Source organism: Streptomyces sp. CB02056, assembly GCF_001905545.1.
In the GTDB taxonomy this organism is placed as follows: Bacteria; Actinomycetota; Actinomycetes; order Streptomycetales; family Streptomycetaceae; genus Kitasatospora.
The window spans coordinates 729555-745136 of record NZ_LIPD01000002.1 but is presented as its reverse complement, the minus strand read 5'-3'; the positions used below and the strand labels follow the sequence as shown (position 1 = coordinate 745136).

At 72.3% G+C, this 15582-nt stretch carries 14 protein-coding genes; 5 read left to right on the top strand and 9 right to left on the bottom strand.

What is annotated here, in order from left to right; translation table 11 throughout:
- Window positions 1-3 precede the first annotated feature (3 nt).
- Entirely contained in the window at window positions 4-1497 is a 1494-nt protein-coding gene (locus AMK13_RS07275; protein WP_049651898.1) for a gamma-aminobutyraldehyde dehydrogenase, read from the bottom strand.
- A 250-nt stretch (window positions 1498-1747) separates the two neighbouring features.
- Between AMK13_RS07275 and AMK13_RS07270 the strand changes: the two genes are divergently transcribed.
- From AMK13_RS07270 to AMK13_RS07255, 4 genes are all read left to right on the top strand, one after another.
- Window positions 1748-2221: an Lrp/AsnC family transcriptional regulator gene (locus AMK13_RS07270; RefSeq protein ID WP_030306695.1), complete on the top strand. Its 474-nt coding sequence runs from the start codon at window positions 1748-1750 to the stop codon at window positions 2219-2221.
- Window positions 2218-3612 (top strand): aspartate aminotransferase family protein, encoded by a 1395-nt coding sequence (locus AMK13_RS07265; RefSeq protein WP_049651897.1) that lies wholly within the window; start codon window positions 2218-2220, stop codon window positions 3610-3612. The genes AMK13_RS07270 and AMK13_RS07265 overlap by 4 nt, the downstream gene beginning before the upstream one ends.
- Before the next feature lie 223 nt (window positions 3613-3835).
- Window positions 3836-4591, top strand: coding sequence for an ABC transporter ATP-binding protein (locus AMK13_RS07260; RefSeq protein ID WP_049651896.1), 756 nt, complete (start codon window positions 3836-3838; stop codon window positions 4589-4591).
- A gap of 60 nt (window positions 4592-4651) precedes the next feature.
- Window positions 4652-5803, top strand: coding sequence for a hypothetical protein (locus AMK13_RS07255; protein WP_074001526.1), 1152 nt, complete (start codon window positions 4652-4654; stop codon window positions 5801-5803).
- Window positions 5804-5829: 26 nt separating this feature from the next.
- Here the strand turns inward: AMK13_RS07255 and rlmN are convergent, their stop codons facing one another.
- The 6 genes from rlmN to rpsB all read right to left on the bottom strand — a co-directional run bounded on the left by rlmN (window position 5830) and on the right by rpsB (window position 12051).
- On the bottom strand, window positions 5830-6930 hold the full coding sequence (rlmN, locus tag AMK13_RS07250) for a 23S rRNA (adenine(2503)-C(2))-methyltransferase RlmN (protein ID WP_074001525.1): 1101 nt from the start codon (window positions 6928-6930) through the stop codon (window positions 5830-5832).
- An 83-nt stretch (window positions 6931-7013) separates the two neighbouring features.
- Entirely contained in the window at window positions 7014-8237 is a 1224-nt protein-coding gene (locus AMK13_RS07245) for a phosphatidate cytidylyltransferase (protein ID WP_241852777.1), read from the bottom strand.
- 284 nt (window positions 8238-8521) lie between these two features.
- Complete coding sequence (gene frr, locus AMK13_RS07240) at window positions 8522-9079, bottom strand: ribosome recycling factor (protein ID WP_049657639.1); 558 nt, start codon at window positions 9077-9079, stop codon at window positions 8522-8524.
- Between the two features lie 98 nt (window positions 9080-9177).
- On the bottom strand, window positions 9178-9942 hold the full coding sequence (pyrH, locus tag AMK13_RS07235) for a UMP kinase (protein ID WP_030056790.1): 765 nt from the start codon (window positions 9940-9942) through the stop codon (window positions 9178-9180).
- A gap of 261 nt (window positions 9943-10203) precedes the next feature.
- Complete coding sequence (gene tsf, locus AMK13_RS07230) at window positions 10204-11043, bottom strand: translation elongation factor Ts (RefSeq protein ID WP_074001524.1); 840 nt, start codon at window positions 11041-11043, stop codon at window positions 10204-10206.
- Between the two features lie 129 nt (window positions 11044-11172).
- The gene (gene rpsB, locus AMK13_RS07225; protein ID WP_049657635.1) at window positions 11173-12051 is read right to left on the bottom strand and encodes a 30S ribosomal protein S2; all 879 of its coding nucleotides are present in this window, start codon (window positions 12049-12051) and stop codon (window positions 11173-11175) included.
- Window positions 12052-12716: 665 nt separating this feature from the next.
- On the opposite strand from rpsB, the gene AMK13_RS45780 reads away from it, so the two are divergent.
- Entirely contained in the window at window positions 12717-13421 is a 705-nt protein-coding gene (locus AMK13_RS45780; protein ID WP_079271911.1) for a murein hydrolase activator EnvC family protein, read from the top strand.
- Between the two features lie 69 nt (window positions 13422-13490).
- On the opposite strand, the gene AMK13_RS07215 is transcribed toward AMK13_RS45780, so the two are convergent.
- Window positions 13491-14075, bottom strand: a complete 585-nt coding sequence (locus tag AMK13_RS07215; protein ID WP_074001588.1) for a TetR/AcrR family transcriptional regulator — start codon at window positions 14073-14075, stop codon at window positions 13491-13493.
- Window positions 14076-14274: 199 nt separating this feature from the next.
- Window positions 14275-15198 carry an RNA polymerase sigma factor WhiG gene (gene whiG, locus AMK13_RS07210; protein WP_241852776.1) on the bottom strand — a complete coding sequence of 308 codons (924 nt, stop codon included), beginning with the start codon at window positions 15196-15198 and terminating at the stop codon, window positions 14275-14277.
- Between the last annotated feature and the right edge of the window lie 384 nt (window positions 15199-15582).

Genomic DNA, 15582 nt, shown 5'->3' with positions numbered 1-15582 from the left:
CGCTCAGATCGCGGTCATGACGTGCTTCACCCGGGTGTAGTCCTCGAAGCCGTACGCCGACAGGTCCTTGCCGTAGCCGGACTTCTTGAAGCCGCCGTGCGGCATCTCGGCGACCAGCGGGATGTGGGTGTTGATCCAGACGCAGCCGAAGTCCAGGCGGCGCGACATCCGCATGGCGCGGGCGTGGTCCTTGGTCCACACCGAGGAGGCCAGCGCGAACTCGACGCCGTTGGCGTACTCGACGGCCTGGTCCTCGTCGGTGAACTTCTGCACGGTGATGACCGGGCCGAAGACCTCGTTCTGGATGATCTCGTCGTCCTGGTTCAGGCCGGAGACGACGGTCGGGGCGTAGAAGTACCCCTTGTCGCCGACCCGGTGGCCACCGGCCTCGACCTTGGCGTGGGCGGGCAGCCGCTCGATGAAGCCGGAGACCTGCTTCAGCTGGTTGGCGTTGTTCAGCGGGCCGTACAGCACGTCCTCGTCGTCCACCCCGCCGGTCTTGGTCTCGGCCGCGGCCTTGGCCAGCGCCTCGACGAAGGCGTCGTGGATCGACTCGTGGACCAGCACGCGGGTGGCGGCCGTACAGTCCTGGCCGGCGTTGAAGTAGCCCGCCACCGAGATGCCCTCGACGGCCTCGGCGATGTCGGCGTCCTCGAAGACCACGACCGGGGCCTTGCCGCCCAGCTCCAGGTGGACGCGCTTGACGTCCTTGGAGGCGGACTCGGCGACCGAGATGCCGGCGCGCACCGAGCCGGTGATGGAGGCCATCGCCGGGGTCTTGTGCTCGACCATCAGCTTGCCGGTCTCGCGGTCGCCGCAGATGACGTTGAAGACGCCGGCCGGCAGCTCCAGCTCCTTGAGCACGCCGCCGATGATCTCGGCCAGCAGCACGGTGGAGGCCGGGGTGGTGTCGGAGGGCTTCAGCACGACGGCGTTGCCCGCGGCGATGGCCGGGGCGAACTTCCAGACGGCCATCATCATCGGGTAGTTCCACGGCGCGACCTGGGCGCAGACGCCGACCGGCTCGCGGCGGATGATCGAGGTCATCCCGTCCATGTACTCACCGGCGGCCTTGCCCTCCAGCATGCGGGCCGCACCGGCGAAGAACCGGATCTGGTCCACCATCGGGCCGATCTCCTCGGAGAGGGTCAGCGCGCGGGGCTTGCCGGTGTTGCGCACCTCGGTGTCGACGATCTCGTCGGCGCGGGCCTCGACCGCGTCGGCGATCTTGAGCAGCAGCTTCTGCCGGGTGCTCGGGGTGGAGTCGCGCCAGATCGGGAACGCGGCGGCGGCCGAGGCCATGGCGGCGTCCACGTCAGCGGCACCGGACAGCGGCGACGTCGCGTAGACCTCGCCGGTGGTCGGGTCGACGATGTCGAGCGTGCGGCCGTCGACCGCGTCGACGAACTCACCGTTGATGTAGTTGCGCAGCGTGCGAAGGTCGCTCACGGATCTCTCCTCGGTCTGGGCCTGCGGCGTTGCAGATTCCGGCGCCATGGTACGTCGGCGGGTCCGGCGTACGAAGGGTCCCGAGTGGCCGCACCCGGAGCGGCGCGGTCCACTGGTGGCGGTACGCGCACCGGCCCTCGGGGGCGCGCGCGTACGGTGCCAGGGTAGCCGCACGACTGCTGGTATCGACAGGCGGAGTGCGATCCAGCAATGAAATCCGCATACGTTTTCCAAGATCACGACGAAATCAGCAGTTTCCACGCTTGCGAACGCGCGAACGATCAGGCACAGTGGCCGCGTGGCCAACCGCGACCGGAACGCCAGCGTTCCCCTCGACGCCGCCTCCAAGGCGATCATCGAGCAGCTCCAGGAGGACGGGCGCCGCCCGTACGCCGCCATCGGCAAGGCCGTCGGCCTGTCCGAGGCGGCCGTGCGGCAGCGCGTCCAGAAGCTGCTCGACCAGGGCGTGATGCAGATCGTCGCCGTCACGGACCCGCTCACCGTCGGCTTCACCCGCCAGGCGATGGTCGGCATCCGGGTCGAGGGCGACATCGAACCCGTCGCCGACGCGTTGGCCGCCCTCGACGAGGTCGACTACGTCGTCTGCACCGCAGGCTCGTTCGACCTCCTGGCCGAACTGGTCTGCGAGGACGACGAGCACCTGCTCGAAATGATCAACAAGCGCATCCGCGCGCTTCCCGGCGTGCGGAGCACCGAGAGCTTCGTTTACCTGAAGCTCCGGAAACAGACCTACACCTGGGGCACCCGATGACAGCCGACCCGGCGCAGAAGGACCTTTCCAAGACCGCCTACGACCACCTGTGGATGCACTTCACCCGCATGTCGTCGTACGAGAACTCCCCCGTGCCGACGATCGTCAAGGGCGAGGGCACCTACGTCTGGGACGACAAGGGACGCAAGTACCTCGACGGCCTCGCCGGCCTGTTCGTCGTCCAGGCCGGCCACGGCCGTGAGGAGCTCGCCGAGGCCGCCGCCAAGCAGGCCAAGGAGCTCGCCTTCTTCCCGGTGTGGAGCTACGCCCACCCGAAGGCCGTCGAGCTGGCCGAGCGCCTGGCCAACTACGCCCCGGGCGACCTGAACAAGGTCTTCTTCTCCACCGGTGGCGGCGAGGCCGTCGAGACCGCCTGGAAGCTCGCCAAGCAGTACTTCAAGCTGACCGGCAAGCCGACCAAGTACAAGGTCATCTCGCGCGCCGTCGCCTACCACGGCACCCCGCAGGGCGCCCTGTCGATCACCGGTCTGCCGGGCCTGAAGGCCCCGTTCGAGCCGCTGGTCCCGGGCACCCACAAGGCGCCCAACACCAACATCTACCGCGCCCCGGCCTTCCTCGAGGGCCCCGACGGCACGGTCGACCCCGAGGCCTACGGCCGCTGGTGCGCCGACGAGATCGAGGTGGCCATCCTCAACGAGGGCGCCGAGACCGTCGCCGCCGTCTTCGTCGAGCCGGTGCAGAACGCCGGTGGCTGCTTCCCGCCGCCGCCCGGGTACTTCCAGCGCCTGCGCGAGATCTGCGACCGCCACGACGTGCTGCTGGTCTCGGACGAGGTCATCTGCGCCTTCGGCCGCCTGGGCACCATGTTCGGCGCCGACAAGTTCGGCTACCAGCCCGACATGATCACCTGTGCCAAGGGCATGACCTCGGGCTACTCCCCGATCGGCGCCACGATCATCTCGGACCGCCTCGCCGAGCCGTTCTACAAGGGTGACAACACCTTCCTGCACGGCTACACCTTCGGTGGCCACCCGGTCTCCTCCGCGGTGGCGCTGGCCAACCTCGACATCTTCGAGCGCGAGGGCCTGAACCAGCACGTGCTCGACAACGAGTCGGCGTTCCTGGGCACCCTGGACAAGCTGCGCGACCTGCCGATCGTCGGCGACGTCCGCGGCAACGGGTACTTCTACGGCATCGAGCTCGTGAAGGACAAGGTCACCAAGGAGTCGTTCAACGACGAGGAGGTCGAGCGCGTCCTCTACGGCTTCCTGTCGAAGGCCCTCTTCGACAACGGCCTGTACTGCCGCGCCGACGACCGTGGCGACCCGGTCATCCAGCTGGCCCCGCCGCTGATCTCCGACCAGTCGACCTTCGACGAGATCGAGCAGATCCTGCGGACCAGCCTCACCGACGCGTGGGCGAAGATCTGATCCCCTGAGCCTTCTTCCCCACCCTCCGCCGAAGGGCGGCCCCGCTCCCCGCGGGGCCGCCCTTCGGCGTCCCCGGTCCGCTCAACATCACAGTCGTACGACCAAACATGCCTGAATGCGGGTGATTTGCCCGTGATGGACCAGTGCGCCGCAACCGCGACCCGGCCCCCTCGTTCTAATCTGACGACTGTCATATCCCTGCGGCCACCCAGGATGGATCCTCATGTCAGCGGCACCGCCTGACAACGACGTGCTGTGGGCCCGAGGGATCGTCAAGTCCCATGACGGCACCCCCGCCCTGCGCGGCATCTCGATCGGCGTCCGCGAGGGCGAGGTGCTCGCCGTCACCGGCCCGCGCGGCTCCGGCAAGAGCACCCTGCTCGGCTGCCTCTCCGCGCAGCTCCCGGTCGACGAGGGCGAGGTCTGGTTCAACAGCGCCCCCGTGCACACCCTCGCCCGAGCCGGCCGCGAACGGCTACGCCGCGACCGCTTCGGCTTCGTCGGCTCGGAGCCCCACCTGGTGCCCGAACTGACCGCCCGGGAGAACGTCGCCCTGCCGCTGCTGCTCGCCGGGGCCGGCAACAAGGCCGCCTACACCGCCGCCGACGAGTGGCTGGAACGCCTCGACGTCGGCGACTGCGCCCGGCTGCGCCCCGAGCGGCTCGTCCAGAGCCGGCGCCAGCGGGTCGCCGTCGCCCGCGCCCTGGCCCCGCTGCCGCCCGTGGTCTTCGCCGACGACCCCACCGCCCCGCTGCACCGCGAGGCCGCCGACCAGGTCATGCGGATACTGACCAGCGCGGCCCGGTCCCACCAGCTCACCCTCGTCCTGGCCACCCACGACGCCGAACTCGTCCGGTTCGCGGACCGCGCCGTCGCCCTCGTCGACGGACGGCTCACCGCCCCCGTCGCCCCCGTCCCCCGCGGCACCACCGCCCCCGGGGCCAACGGGGCGCCCGCCGTCACGGCCACCCGCCGCTGACGGCACCGGGCCACCGAACGCCGAGCCACCGAACGCCGCCGAGCCGCTGAAAGAGTCGACGTGTTCTATCTCCGTCTGGCCCGGGGCTACCGGGTGCCCGACCTCGGCCGCTGGCTGCTCACCGCGCTGGCCGCCGCCGTGGTCGCCGCCTTCCTGCTGCGCTCCCTCGGCCGGGCGATGAGCGACCCGGCCGGCGGCGCCGGCCCGCTGGCCCGGCTGCTCTGGTGCCTGCCCCCGCTCGCCGCCGTCGCCTGGTTCGCGGCCGTCGCCGCCCGCGCGGTGCCCGCCCGGCGGCCCGAGCGGATCGCCGGCCTCACCGCCGCCGGGGCCGGCTCCCACCGGATCCGGACGCTGATCGCCGGCGAGGTCGCGCTCGCCTCCACCCTCGGCAGCGTGCTGACCCTGCTGGCCTTCCTGGTGCTGCGCAACGACGTCGCCGGGCCCGGGCTCGCCCCCGACCTCGGCATGGGCGTGCCGCTGCCGGCCGCCGCACCGGTCGCCCTGCTCGCCCTGGTCCCGCTCACCGCCGGCACCGCCGCCGCCTGCGCGGTGCCCGTCACCGAGACCCTGCCCGGCGGCCGCACCCAGGCCCCGACCGGCTTCGGTGTCTGGCGGATCGCCCTGGCGACCGGACTGGGCGTCATCGGCGCCGCGCTCGAACTCATCGCCCTGCGCCCCGGCGCCGCCGCCGACGGCCGCCCGATCCACCTGCCCGCCGGGCTCGGCAGCACCAGCACCGCCGCCCTCGGCGGCTGGGCCGCCAGCGCGCTCGGCCTCGCCCTGCTCACCGGCCCGCTGCTGGGCTGGGCCGGGCGGCTGCTCGCCGTCGGACGGCCCACCCCGCTGCGGCTGCTGGCCGGGCGCGGGCTCACCGCCCAGGCCCGCCGGCTCGGCGCACCGCTGGCCGTGCTCACCCTCGCCGTCGCGCTGGTGCTCACCACCGTCCGCTACTGGATCGGCACGCCCGACAGCGCCGACGCGCTGCCCGCGGTCGAGGCCTGCCTGGTGCTCGGCTGCGCGGCCGCCGCGGTGGTCACCCGGCTCGCCGAGGTCCGCACCGACCGCCGGGAGGTCACCGACGCGCTGCTGCGCCTCGGCACCTCGCCCCGGCTGCTGTTCGGCGCGGTCGCGCTGCGCACCCTCGCGGTGGGCAGCACGCTGCTGCTGACCGGCGGGGCGACCGCCGCACTGGCGGCCGCCGGCCTGCGCTGACCCGCGCCACGCGCCTGGCGCCCGTCCTAGCCCGCCGCGGCGAGCTGGCCGCAGGCGCCGTCGATCTCCTGGCCGCGGGTGTCGCGGACGGTCGTCGGCACGCCGTGCGACTGGAGGCGGCGGACGAACTCGCGCTCGTCCTCAGGCCGGGAGGCCGTCCACTTGGAACCCGGGGTCGGGTTCAGCGGGATCAGGTTGACGTGCACCCGGTGGTTCTTGATCAGCCGGCCGAGCAGGTCGGCCCGCCAGGCCTGGTCGTTGATGTCCTTGATCAGCGCGTACTCGATGGAGATCCGGCGGCCGGACTTCTCCGCGTAGTTCCAGGCCGCGTCCAGCACCTCGGCGACCTTCCACCGGGTGTTCACCGGGACCAGCTCGTCGCGCAGCTCGTCGTCCGGGGCGTGCAGCGACAGCGCCAGACGGCAGCTGAGGCCCTCGTCGGCGAACCGGTTCATCGCCGGAACGAGGCCGACGGTGGAGACCGTGATGCCGCGCTGGGACAGGCCGAAGCCGTCCGGGGCCGGGTCGGTCAGCCGGCGGATCGCGGCCAGCACCCGGTTGTAGTTGGCCAGCGGCTCGCCCATGCCCATGAAGACCACGTTGGACAGCCGCGCCTCGCCGCCGGGGATCTCCCCCGCCTTGAGCGCGCGCATCCCGGAGGCGATCTGCTCGACGATCTCGCCGGTGGACAGGTTGCGGGTCAGACCGGCCTGGCCGGTGGCGCAGAACGGGCAGTTCATGCCGCAGCCGGCCTGCGAGCTGATGCACATGGTGACCCGGTCCGGGTAGCGCATCAGCACGGATTCCACGAGCGTGCCGTCGAACAGCTTCCAGAGCGTCTTGCGGGTGGCGTCGTCGTCGCAGGAGACGTGCCGGACCACCGACATCAGCTCGGGCAGCAGGCTCCCGGTGAGCTTCTCCCGGCTGGCGGCGGGGATGTCCGTCCAGCTCGCCGGGTCGTTCGACATCCGGCCGAAGTAGTGGTTGGAGAGCTGCTTGGCGCGGAACGGCTGCTCGCCCAGCTCGGCGACGGCCTCCTTGCGCTCGGCGGGGCTCAGGTCGGCGAGGTGTCGCGGGGGCTTGGCGCCGCGCGGCGCGACAAAGGTGAGTTCTCCGGGCTTAGGCATGGTTGTTCCAGTGTCGCAGACGCGCGAGGGCCCCGGACGCCAGGCGTCCGGGGCCCTCACCTCGTACGTCCCGCCCGGGCGGGTCAGCTGCCGACGAAGGCCGCCAGCAGCAGCCAGACCACCGGGGCGGTCGGCAGGAGCGAGTCCAGCCGGTCCATGATGCCGCCGTGGCCGGGCAGCAGCGTGCCCATGTCCTTGATCCCGAGGTCGCGCTTGATCATCGACTCGCCCAGGTCGCCCAGGGTCGCGGTGACCGCCGCGCAGCCGCCCAGGATCAGGCCCTGCCACCAGCTGCCGCCGTCGATGATCAGCTCCATCAGCAGCGCGCCCGCCAGCATCGACAGGCCGATGCCGCCGGCCAGGCCCTCGCGGGTCTTGCCCGGGCTGATCGTCGGCGCCAGCTTGGTCTTCCCGAACTTGTAGCCCACCGCGTAGGCGCCGGTGTCACTGCAGATCGTCACGATCAGGAAGAGCACGATCCGCTGGGGGCCGTCGTCGGCCGCCAGCATCATCGCCACGAAGGTGGCCAGGAACGGCACGTAGAAGGCCGTGAACACGCCTGCCGTTATGTCCCGCAGGTAGTCCTCCGGCGGCTCGGCCATCCGCCAGACCATCACCGCCAGCCCGGTCAGCGCGAGCGAGGCGGCGGCCCACTGGATGCCGGACCAGTAGCCGGTGGCGACCATCGCGATGCCGCCCACGACCAGCGGGACCAGCGGCGCCTTGATCTGCTTGCGCTCGGCGAGCCGGCTGGTCAGCTCCCAGACGCCGACCGCGACCGCGGCCATCACGACGACCAGGAACAGCGCCTTCACCACGAACAGCGAGGCGATGATCACCGCACCGAGGCCGACGCCCACGCCTATGGCGGCCTGGAGGTTACGGCCACCGCGCTGCTTGCGCGGCTGCGGCTGCGGAGCGGGCTGGGCGGCCACGGGTGTCTCCTGCCCTGGGAGGGACGACGGCACGAAGCGGGGCTGCCCGGCCGCCAGGTGGTTCGCCGGCGGCGCGGGATGCACCGGTGCCCCCGGGTGCGGCGGGGTGCCGTGACCGGGGGCGGGGGCGGCGTCGTCGGATATCGCGCGCAGCACGACCGTCTCCGTGACGCCCGGCGGCGCCGGCTCGGGCTGTTCGTCCCGGAACAGCGGGCCGCTCAGCCGACCGGCCCCCCGGGCCTGCCCCTCGGCGGGGTCGGCCGGGCCGCCGCCGGCGGGCCGCCCGTGGGCCGCGGGCCGACCGCGGCCGGCCGACCGACCGTGGTCGGGCGTGCCGGGCGGCGGGCCGGGCTCGGCCGGTACGGGAGGCATGACCTGAGTCTCCTCCGCGTCGCCGCCCCAGTACACCGGAGGCTGCTGCGGCTGATCCGAACGGAGGCCCGGCGCTCCCGGGGGGACGCCCGGCGTGCCCGGGGGCACGGCGTGGCCGCCCGGGTGACCGGGATGCCCCGGGGCCGGCGCCGCGGGCCGCGCGCCGTACCCCGGCGCCGGGTGAGCCGGGACAGGGGCGGCCTGCGGGTGCGGCGCCGGGCGGTAGGGCTGGAACTGCTGGTCGGACGGGCCCCAGTAGCCGGGGGCGTCAGGGGCGTCGTTCATCAGACCTCGAGCAGCTCGGCTTCCTTGTGCTTCAGCAGCTCGTCGACCTGGGCCACGTACTTGGCCGTGGTGTCGTCGAGCTCCTTCTCGCCGCGGCGGCCGTCGTCCTCGCCGACCTCGCCGTCCTTCACCAGCTTGTCGATCGCGTCCTTGGCCTTGCGGCGCACGGCGCGGATCGAGACCTTGGCGTCCTCGCCCTTGGTGCGGGCGATCTTGATGAACTCCCGGCGGCGCTCCTCGGTCAGCTCGGGCAGCACCACGCGGATGATCGAGCCGTCGTTGGACGGGTTGACGCCCAGGTCGGAGTCGCGGATCGCCTGCTCGATGGCCTTCAGCGCGGTCTTGTCGAACGGCGAGACGACCGCCATCCGCGGCTCCGGCACCGAGAAGGAGGCCAGCTGGTTGATCGGCGTCACGGCGCCGTAGTACTCCGCGACGATCTTGGCGAACATCGCCGGGTGCGCGCGGCCGGTGCGGATGGCCGCGAGGTCGTCCTTGGCGACGCTGACGGCCTTCTCCATCTTCTCCTCGGCCTCGAGGAGGGTCTCTTCGATCACTGTGGTCTCCCTGTCCGGTTCATCTGCTGTTGTCCCGACCGGTGTCGGCGCGGCGGCCGGTCACGGCGCCGCCGCCGTCCCGTACGGCTGGTTGCTGCTCAGGCCCGGACAGAATCCTGGCTGATGAGTGTGCCGATCTTCTCACTCTTCACCGCACGCGCGATATTGCCCTCCGCCAGCAGCTCGAAGACCAGCATCGGCAGGTTGTTGTCCTTGCACAGCGTGATCGCGGTGAGGTCGGCGACCTTGAGGTCGCGCGCGATGACCTCGGAGTACTCCAGCGCGTCGAACTTGACCGCGTCCGGGTTGGTCCGCGGGTCGGAGTCGTAGACGCCGTCCACGCCGTTCTTGCCCATCAGCAGGACGTCGGCGTGGATCTCCAGGGCGCGCTGGACGGCCGTGGTGTCGGTGGAGAAGTACGGCATGCCCATACCGGCGCCGAAGATCACCACACGGCCCTTCTCCAGGTGCCGGACGGCCCGCAGCGGCAGGTACGGCTCGGCGACCTGGCCCATGGTGATGGCGGTCTGGACCCGGGTCTCGATGCCCTCCTTGACCAGGAAGTCCTGCAGCGCCAGGCAGTTCATGACGGTGCCGAGCATGCCCATGTAGTCGGAGCGGGCCCGGTCCATGCCGCGGACCTGGAGCTCGGCGCCCCGGAAGAAGTTGCCGCCGCCGATGACCACCGCGACCTCGGTACCGGCACGGACGACGGTGGCGATCTCCCGGGCGATCGCGTGCACGACGTCCGGGTCGACGCCGAGCCCGCCACCACCGGCGAAGGCTTCACCGGACAGCTTGAGCAGCACCCGGCGGCGCGAGCCGGCCTTGGGGTCCTGCGCGGTCTCCTGCGTCTCCTGCATGGACTTCTCCTTTTTGCACCTACTGGTCACAGACGCGGGTGTGCGGATGCCCGGCCTGCGCGTACACGCGAGGAGGCCACTGCCGCGGGAACCGGTTCGGTGTCCTGCACGGCAATGGCCTCCTCGTCGTTCATGGTGCCGACGCGAGCCCGCCCGTTGGCGGTAGGCGCGGGGTGAGCCCGTTCGGCGTTCCTCCCGCCCCGGTCAGCGGGCGGGGGCGGTTCCCAGCGTAAGGGGGCCGGGGACCAGGTGGAACGTGGCTCAGGCGCCGACGCGGAAGCGGGCGAAGCGCTTGAGGGCGACGCCGTTCTCCTCGAGGACCTTGGCGACGGTCTTCTTGTTGTCCTTCGCGAAGGCCTGCTCCAGGACGGAGTTCTCCTTCACGAAGCCCGTGACGCGACCCTCGACGATCTTCGACAGGGCGGCCTCCGGCTTGCCCTCCTCGCGGGCGGTGGCCTCGGCGACGCGGCGCTCGTTCTCGAGCTCCTCGGCCGGGATCTCCTCGCGGGACAGGTACTTCGGCGCGAAGGCGGCGATGTGCTGCGCGACGTCCTTGGCGACCTCGGCGTTCTCCTTGTCCAGCTCGACCAGGACGCCGACGGCCGGCGGCAGGTCGGGGCTGGTCTTGTGGAGGTAGACCGCGACGAAGCCGTCACCGTCGAACTGGGCGAAGCGACGGAAGACGATCTTCTCGCCCAGGGTCGCGTTGGCCTCGTCGACGAACTGCTGGACGGTCTTGCCGGCCTCGATCTCGGAAGCCAGGGCGGCGTCCAGGTCGGCCGGGGCGGTCTTCGCGACGTGGGCGGCGATGGCGTCGGCGACCTGGACGAAGTTGTCACCCTTGGCGACGAAGTCCGTCTCGCAGTTCAGCTCGACCAGAACGCCGGACTTCTTGTCCTCGGCGATGAGCGCGGCGACGGCGCCGTTGGAGGCGTCACGGCCCTCGCGCTTGGCAACGCCCTTCTGGCCCTTGATGCGCAGGAGCTCGACGGCCTTCTCGACGTTGCCCTCGGCCTCGTCCAGGGCCTTCTTGCAGTCCATCATGCCGGCGCCGGTGAGCTCACGGAGCTTCTTGACGTCCGCGGCGGTGAAGTTCGCCATGGTGTGAATCTCTTCTCGCGTCTCGCGTGTCTGCGTGGGGATGCGCCGGGACCGCTGGTTCGGTCCCGGCGCGGGAGAGAGGGGCACCTGCCGGCTTCGTACCGGCCGGTGCCCCTCACCCTTGGTACGTCAGGCCTGCTCGGCCGGCGCCTCGGTGGCGGGGGCCTCGACAGCGGCCTCCTCGGCGGCGGGGGCCTCGGCGGCGGCCTCGGCGGGGGCCTCCTCGGCCTTCTTCTCGCCCTCGATGAGGTCCTTCTCCCAGGCGGCCAGCGGCTGGTCGGCGCCCGGCTCGGCCTTGGCGTCGCCCTTGGCGACACCGGCGCGGGACTTCAGGCCCTCGGCCACGGCGTCGGCGATCACGCGGGTCAGCAGGGTGACGGAGCGGATCGCGTCGTCGTTGCCCGGGATCTTGTAGTCGACCTCGTCCGGGTCACAGTTGGTGTCGAGGATGGCGACGACCGGGATGTTGAGCTTCCGGGCCTCGCCGACCGCGATGTGCTCCTTCTTGGTGTCCACGATCCAGACGGCGCTGGGAACGCGCTGCATGTCGCGGATACCGCCGAGGGTCTTCTCCAGCTTGTCGTGCTCGCGCTGGAGGACCAGGAGCTCCTTCTTGGTGAGACCGGAGCCGGCCACGTCCGAGAAGTCCAGCTCGCCGAGCTCCTTCAGACGCTGAAGGCGCTTGTAGACGGTCGAGAAGTTGGTCAGCATGCCGCCGAGCCAGCGCTGGTTCACGTAGGGCATGCCCACGCGGGTGGCCTGCTCGGCGATGGCCTCCTGGGCCTGCTTCTTCGTGCCGACGAAGAGGACGCTGCCGCCGTGGGCAACGGTCTCCTTGATGAACTCGAAGGCGCGGTCGATGTAGTTCAGCGACTGCAGGAGGTCGATGATGTAGATGCCGTTGCGCTCGGTGATGATGAAGCGCTTCATCTTCGGGTTCCAGCGGCGGGTCTGGTGACCGAAGTGGACGCCGCTCTCCAGCAGCTCCCGCATCGTGACGACGGCCATTGCCGTACTCCTTGGTGTTACGGCCCGGCAGCGGCACTGCGTCGCAGCGATAGCCCACAGCCGGGTCAGTCTCGGTTTGTCCGTGGCGGCCAGGTGACAGCCACGCCTGACGCCCCGAACGTGCCGAGCCGCTACCACCCTTCCGGCCCGGGGGCCGGTCGGGCTCGGCGGACCGAGCGGCACTCGCACCTGGCGGGGCTGCGGACGAACCGCGTCCGGCCGCCGGTGGCGGGGCGTGCGAAGTCGACCCGGCGGACCGGGTCGCGTGTGAAGTGTACGGGAAGCGCCGAGGGGCGGGCGACTCCACGCGTGGCCGGGGGCCCGCCGAGGACCTGGGAGGAGCCCGGGGAACGGCCGGGGTGGGCGGGTTCCGGTGGGGCTGCGGCAGCGTTCCCGTGGGGCGGCGGCGGGGTCGGGGCGGGTCGCGCGGGGCGGCCGGGGGTGGAGTCGGAGGTGGAGCTCGGCGTGGGCGCGGAGGCGGGTGCGGGGGCGGACGCGGGTCGGTCGACCGCCTGCCCCGGGTCCGTCGCCGGTATGCCGTTTGTACACCGGATGGCGGCGCCCGTACACCCGCCCGGGGGATGGCGCTCGGGCGTGGGGGCGGTTTGTCCACAGGAATCCGGATGTGGGTGGTGCGGGGGCGGCGCGGGGGCGAGCCTGCGGGCATGACTGGTCGCGGGTGGTTCGGTGGGGTGATCGGGGTGATCGGGGTGGGCCAGGTGGGCCAGGTGGGCCAGGTGGGTCGGGCCGGTCGGCGGGCTCACGGGGTGCTGTCGCTGTGGGTGGCGGTGGTGCTCGTGGTCGTGCTCGCGGCGCCGGGGGCTTCCTATGCCTCGGGCGTCTCAGGAGCCTCACGGGCTTGGGGAGGCTTCGGCGCCGTCGGTGCGGTCGGTGCGGTCGGCGTCCCGGGCCCGGGCGGCGAGGCCGGGCGGGGTGGTGCGCGGGCCTGGCCGGTGGGTGGCCTGGACGGGGTGCTGGGCCGGTTCGAGCCGCCGCCGAAGGTCTGGGCCGCCGGGCACCGGGGGGTGGACCTCGCCGCCGCACCCGGGGCGGAGGTCCGGGCGGCAGCTCCCGGAGTGGTCACGTTCTCCGGGCCGGTGGCGGGACGGCCGGTGGTGACCGTCTCCCACCCGGGCTCGGGCTCTCCCCCGCTCCGGACCACCTATCTGCCCGTCACCGGCACCGTCCCGGTCGGCACCCCGGTGGCCGCCGGACAGGCGATCGGACTGCTCGCTCCGGACGGGCGGCACTGCGCCGGGCGCGACTGCCTGCACTGGGGGCTGCTGCGCGGAAACCGCTACCTCGACCCGCTGGCCCTCTTCGGCGCGGGCACGGCCCGGCTGCTGCCGCTGGACGGCGGGGACGGGTAGGGCGCCGGGCCGGGGGTGGGGTGCGGGTTAGAGCCAGGGCCGGGGCCGAGGGCAGGCCCGGAGCCGGGCTCAGGGACGGACGAGCCCGCGCAGCACCATCGCGACGGCGGCGTCGGCGATCTCCTCGGGGCTCTCGGTCGCACAGCCGGCGCGGCCCCCGGTCGCGGCCTGCTCGGCCCTGCGGGTCGCCGCCTCTACGACGCCCTGGACCAGGGCCGCGGCGAGCCGGGGCTGCTCGTGGCCGAGTTCCTCCAGCGTCCGGCCGACCAGACCGGCCAGCCTGCCGTGCGCCGCCCTGATCCGCTCACGCGCGGCCTCGTCGAGCTCCAGCGCCGAGATCGCCACCACCGCGCGGTGCCGGGGGTCGGCGGCCAGTGCCAGCTGGCCCCGGACGTAGGCCTCGATCCGCTCGACCGCGGTGTCGCAGCTCGCCATCCCGGCCTCGATCTCGGCCGCCCAGAGCGGGAGGTCCACCTCACAGAGCGCCTCGACCACGGCGGCGCGGGAGCGGAAGTACTCGTAGACCGAGGAGCGCGCCAGCCCGGCGCGCGCCGCGAGCGCGGGGAAGGTCAGGGCCTCCATGCCACCCTCGGTCAGCAGGATGCGGGCAGCATCGAGGAGGGCTGCCCGCTGGAGCTGGCGATGCTCGGCCACCGTGGCCGCTCGGATCTTCGGCACGGTCCCACTGTACGGAGCCCTACCTCCGGCCGGTACGGCGCCGCGCATCGGAACGGGGCCCGGGCCCGGCGACCGGCTTCTGACGACCGACGGCAGACACCCCTCCGGCCGGCACCTTCGCTGCCGGCGCCCTTGCTGTCGGTCCCCGGCTGCCGGCGCCCTTGTCGTCGGCGCCCTACCGGATGTCCGACAGCTTGGCGCGCAGCTGGAGGACGGACTTGGTGTGGATCTGACTCACCCGACTCTCCGTCACCCCCAGCACCTGCCCGATCTCGGCGAGGGTGAGGCCCTCGTAGTAGTAGAGCGTCACCACCGTCTTCTCCCGCTCGGGGAGGGTGTTGACCGCCTGGGCCAGCAGTCTGCGCAGCTCGCGGTCCTCGGCCACCTCGACCGGGTTGTCCGCACCGTGGTCGACCAGGGTGTCCATCAGGCTCAGCCGGTCGCCGCCCTCCCCCACCGGGTGGAGCAGTTCGTCCAGCGCGACCACGTTGGCGAGCGACAGCTGGCTGAAGATGGCGTGCAGGTCCTCGATCGCGATGCCCATCTCGGCCGCGACCTCGGGCTCGTGCGGCGTCCGGCGCAGCCGGGCCTCCAGCGTCGCGTACGTCCGCTCGACCGCCTTCGCCTTCTGCCGCACCGAGCGCGGGATCCAGTCCAGGGCGCGCAGCTCGTCGATGATCGCGCCCCGGATACGGCTGATCGCGTAGGTCTCGAACTTGATGGCGCGGTCGATGTCGAACTTCTCGATCGCGTCGATCAGTCCGAAGACCCCCGAGGAGACGAAGTCCGCCTGTTCGACGTTGGAGGGCAGGCCGACCCCGACCCGCCCCGCCACGTACTTGACGAGCGGTGAGTAGTGGAGGATCAGCTGCTCCCGCAGCCGCTGGTCCCCGGTCTCCTTGTAGGAGCGCCAGAGCTCTTCGAGGGCGGTGCGCCCCTGGGCCGCGACCTCCCGGACATCCTGCCCCTGGCCGCCGTCCGCCGCCTTCTCCCGGCGGAGCGGGGACACCGGCGAGGCGAGCGCCGGAGAGGTGGCGCCCCGGGCCGGCGCACTGCCGGGCGGCCGGGGCGCGCCGGCCGCGACCGCGCCGGGGGGCACACCGGCGGGCGCCCCGACAGGCGCGCCGTCGAGGTCGGCCGCGCCGGCGCCCGGGGCCGGCTCGGCACCCCGGGCCGCATCCGTAGGCTGGGGCACCACCGTCGGCCGCCCGCCCTGGCGGGACAGGCCTCCCATCGTCCCCGCCGACTTGGACGGGTAGTCGGACGCGGGGCGCCGCTCGGTCCGCGGCCCTCCCGAGGACCGAGCGCCACCGGTCACTCTGTGTCCGGGAATGTGTGTGGGCATGCGTTGGTCTGCGCCGTTCTGCCGAGTCATGTGCTGATAGGGAAGGCATGTGGAGCGTAGCGTGACCAACTCACTGCAAAGCGCTACCGCCACTCGGTCGTCCCCCGATCCGGTGGCGTTCGCACACCGGATCCGGGC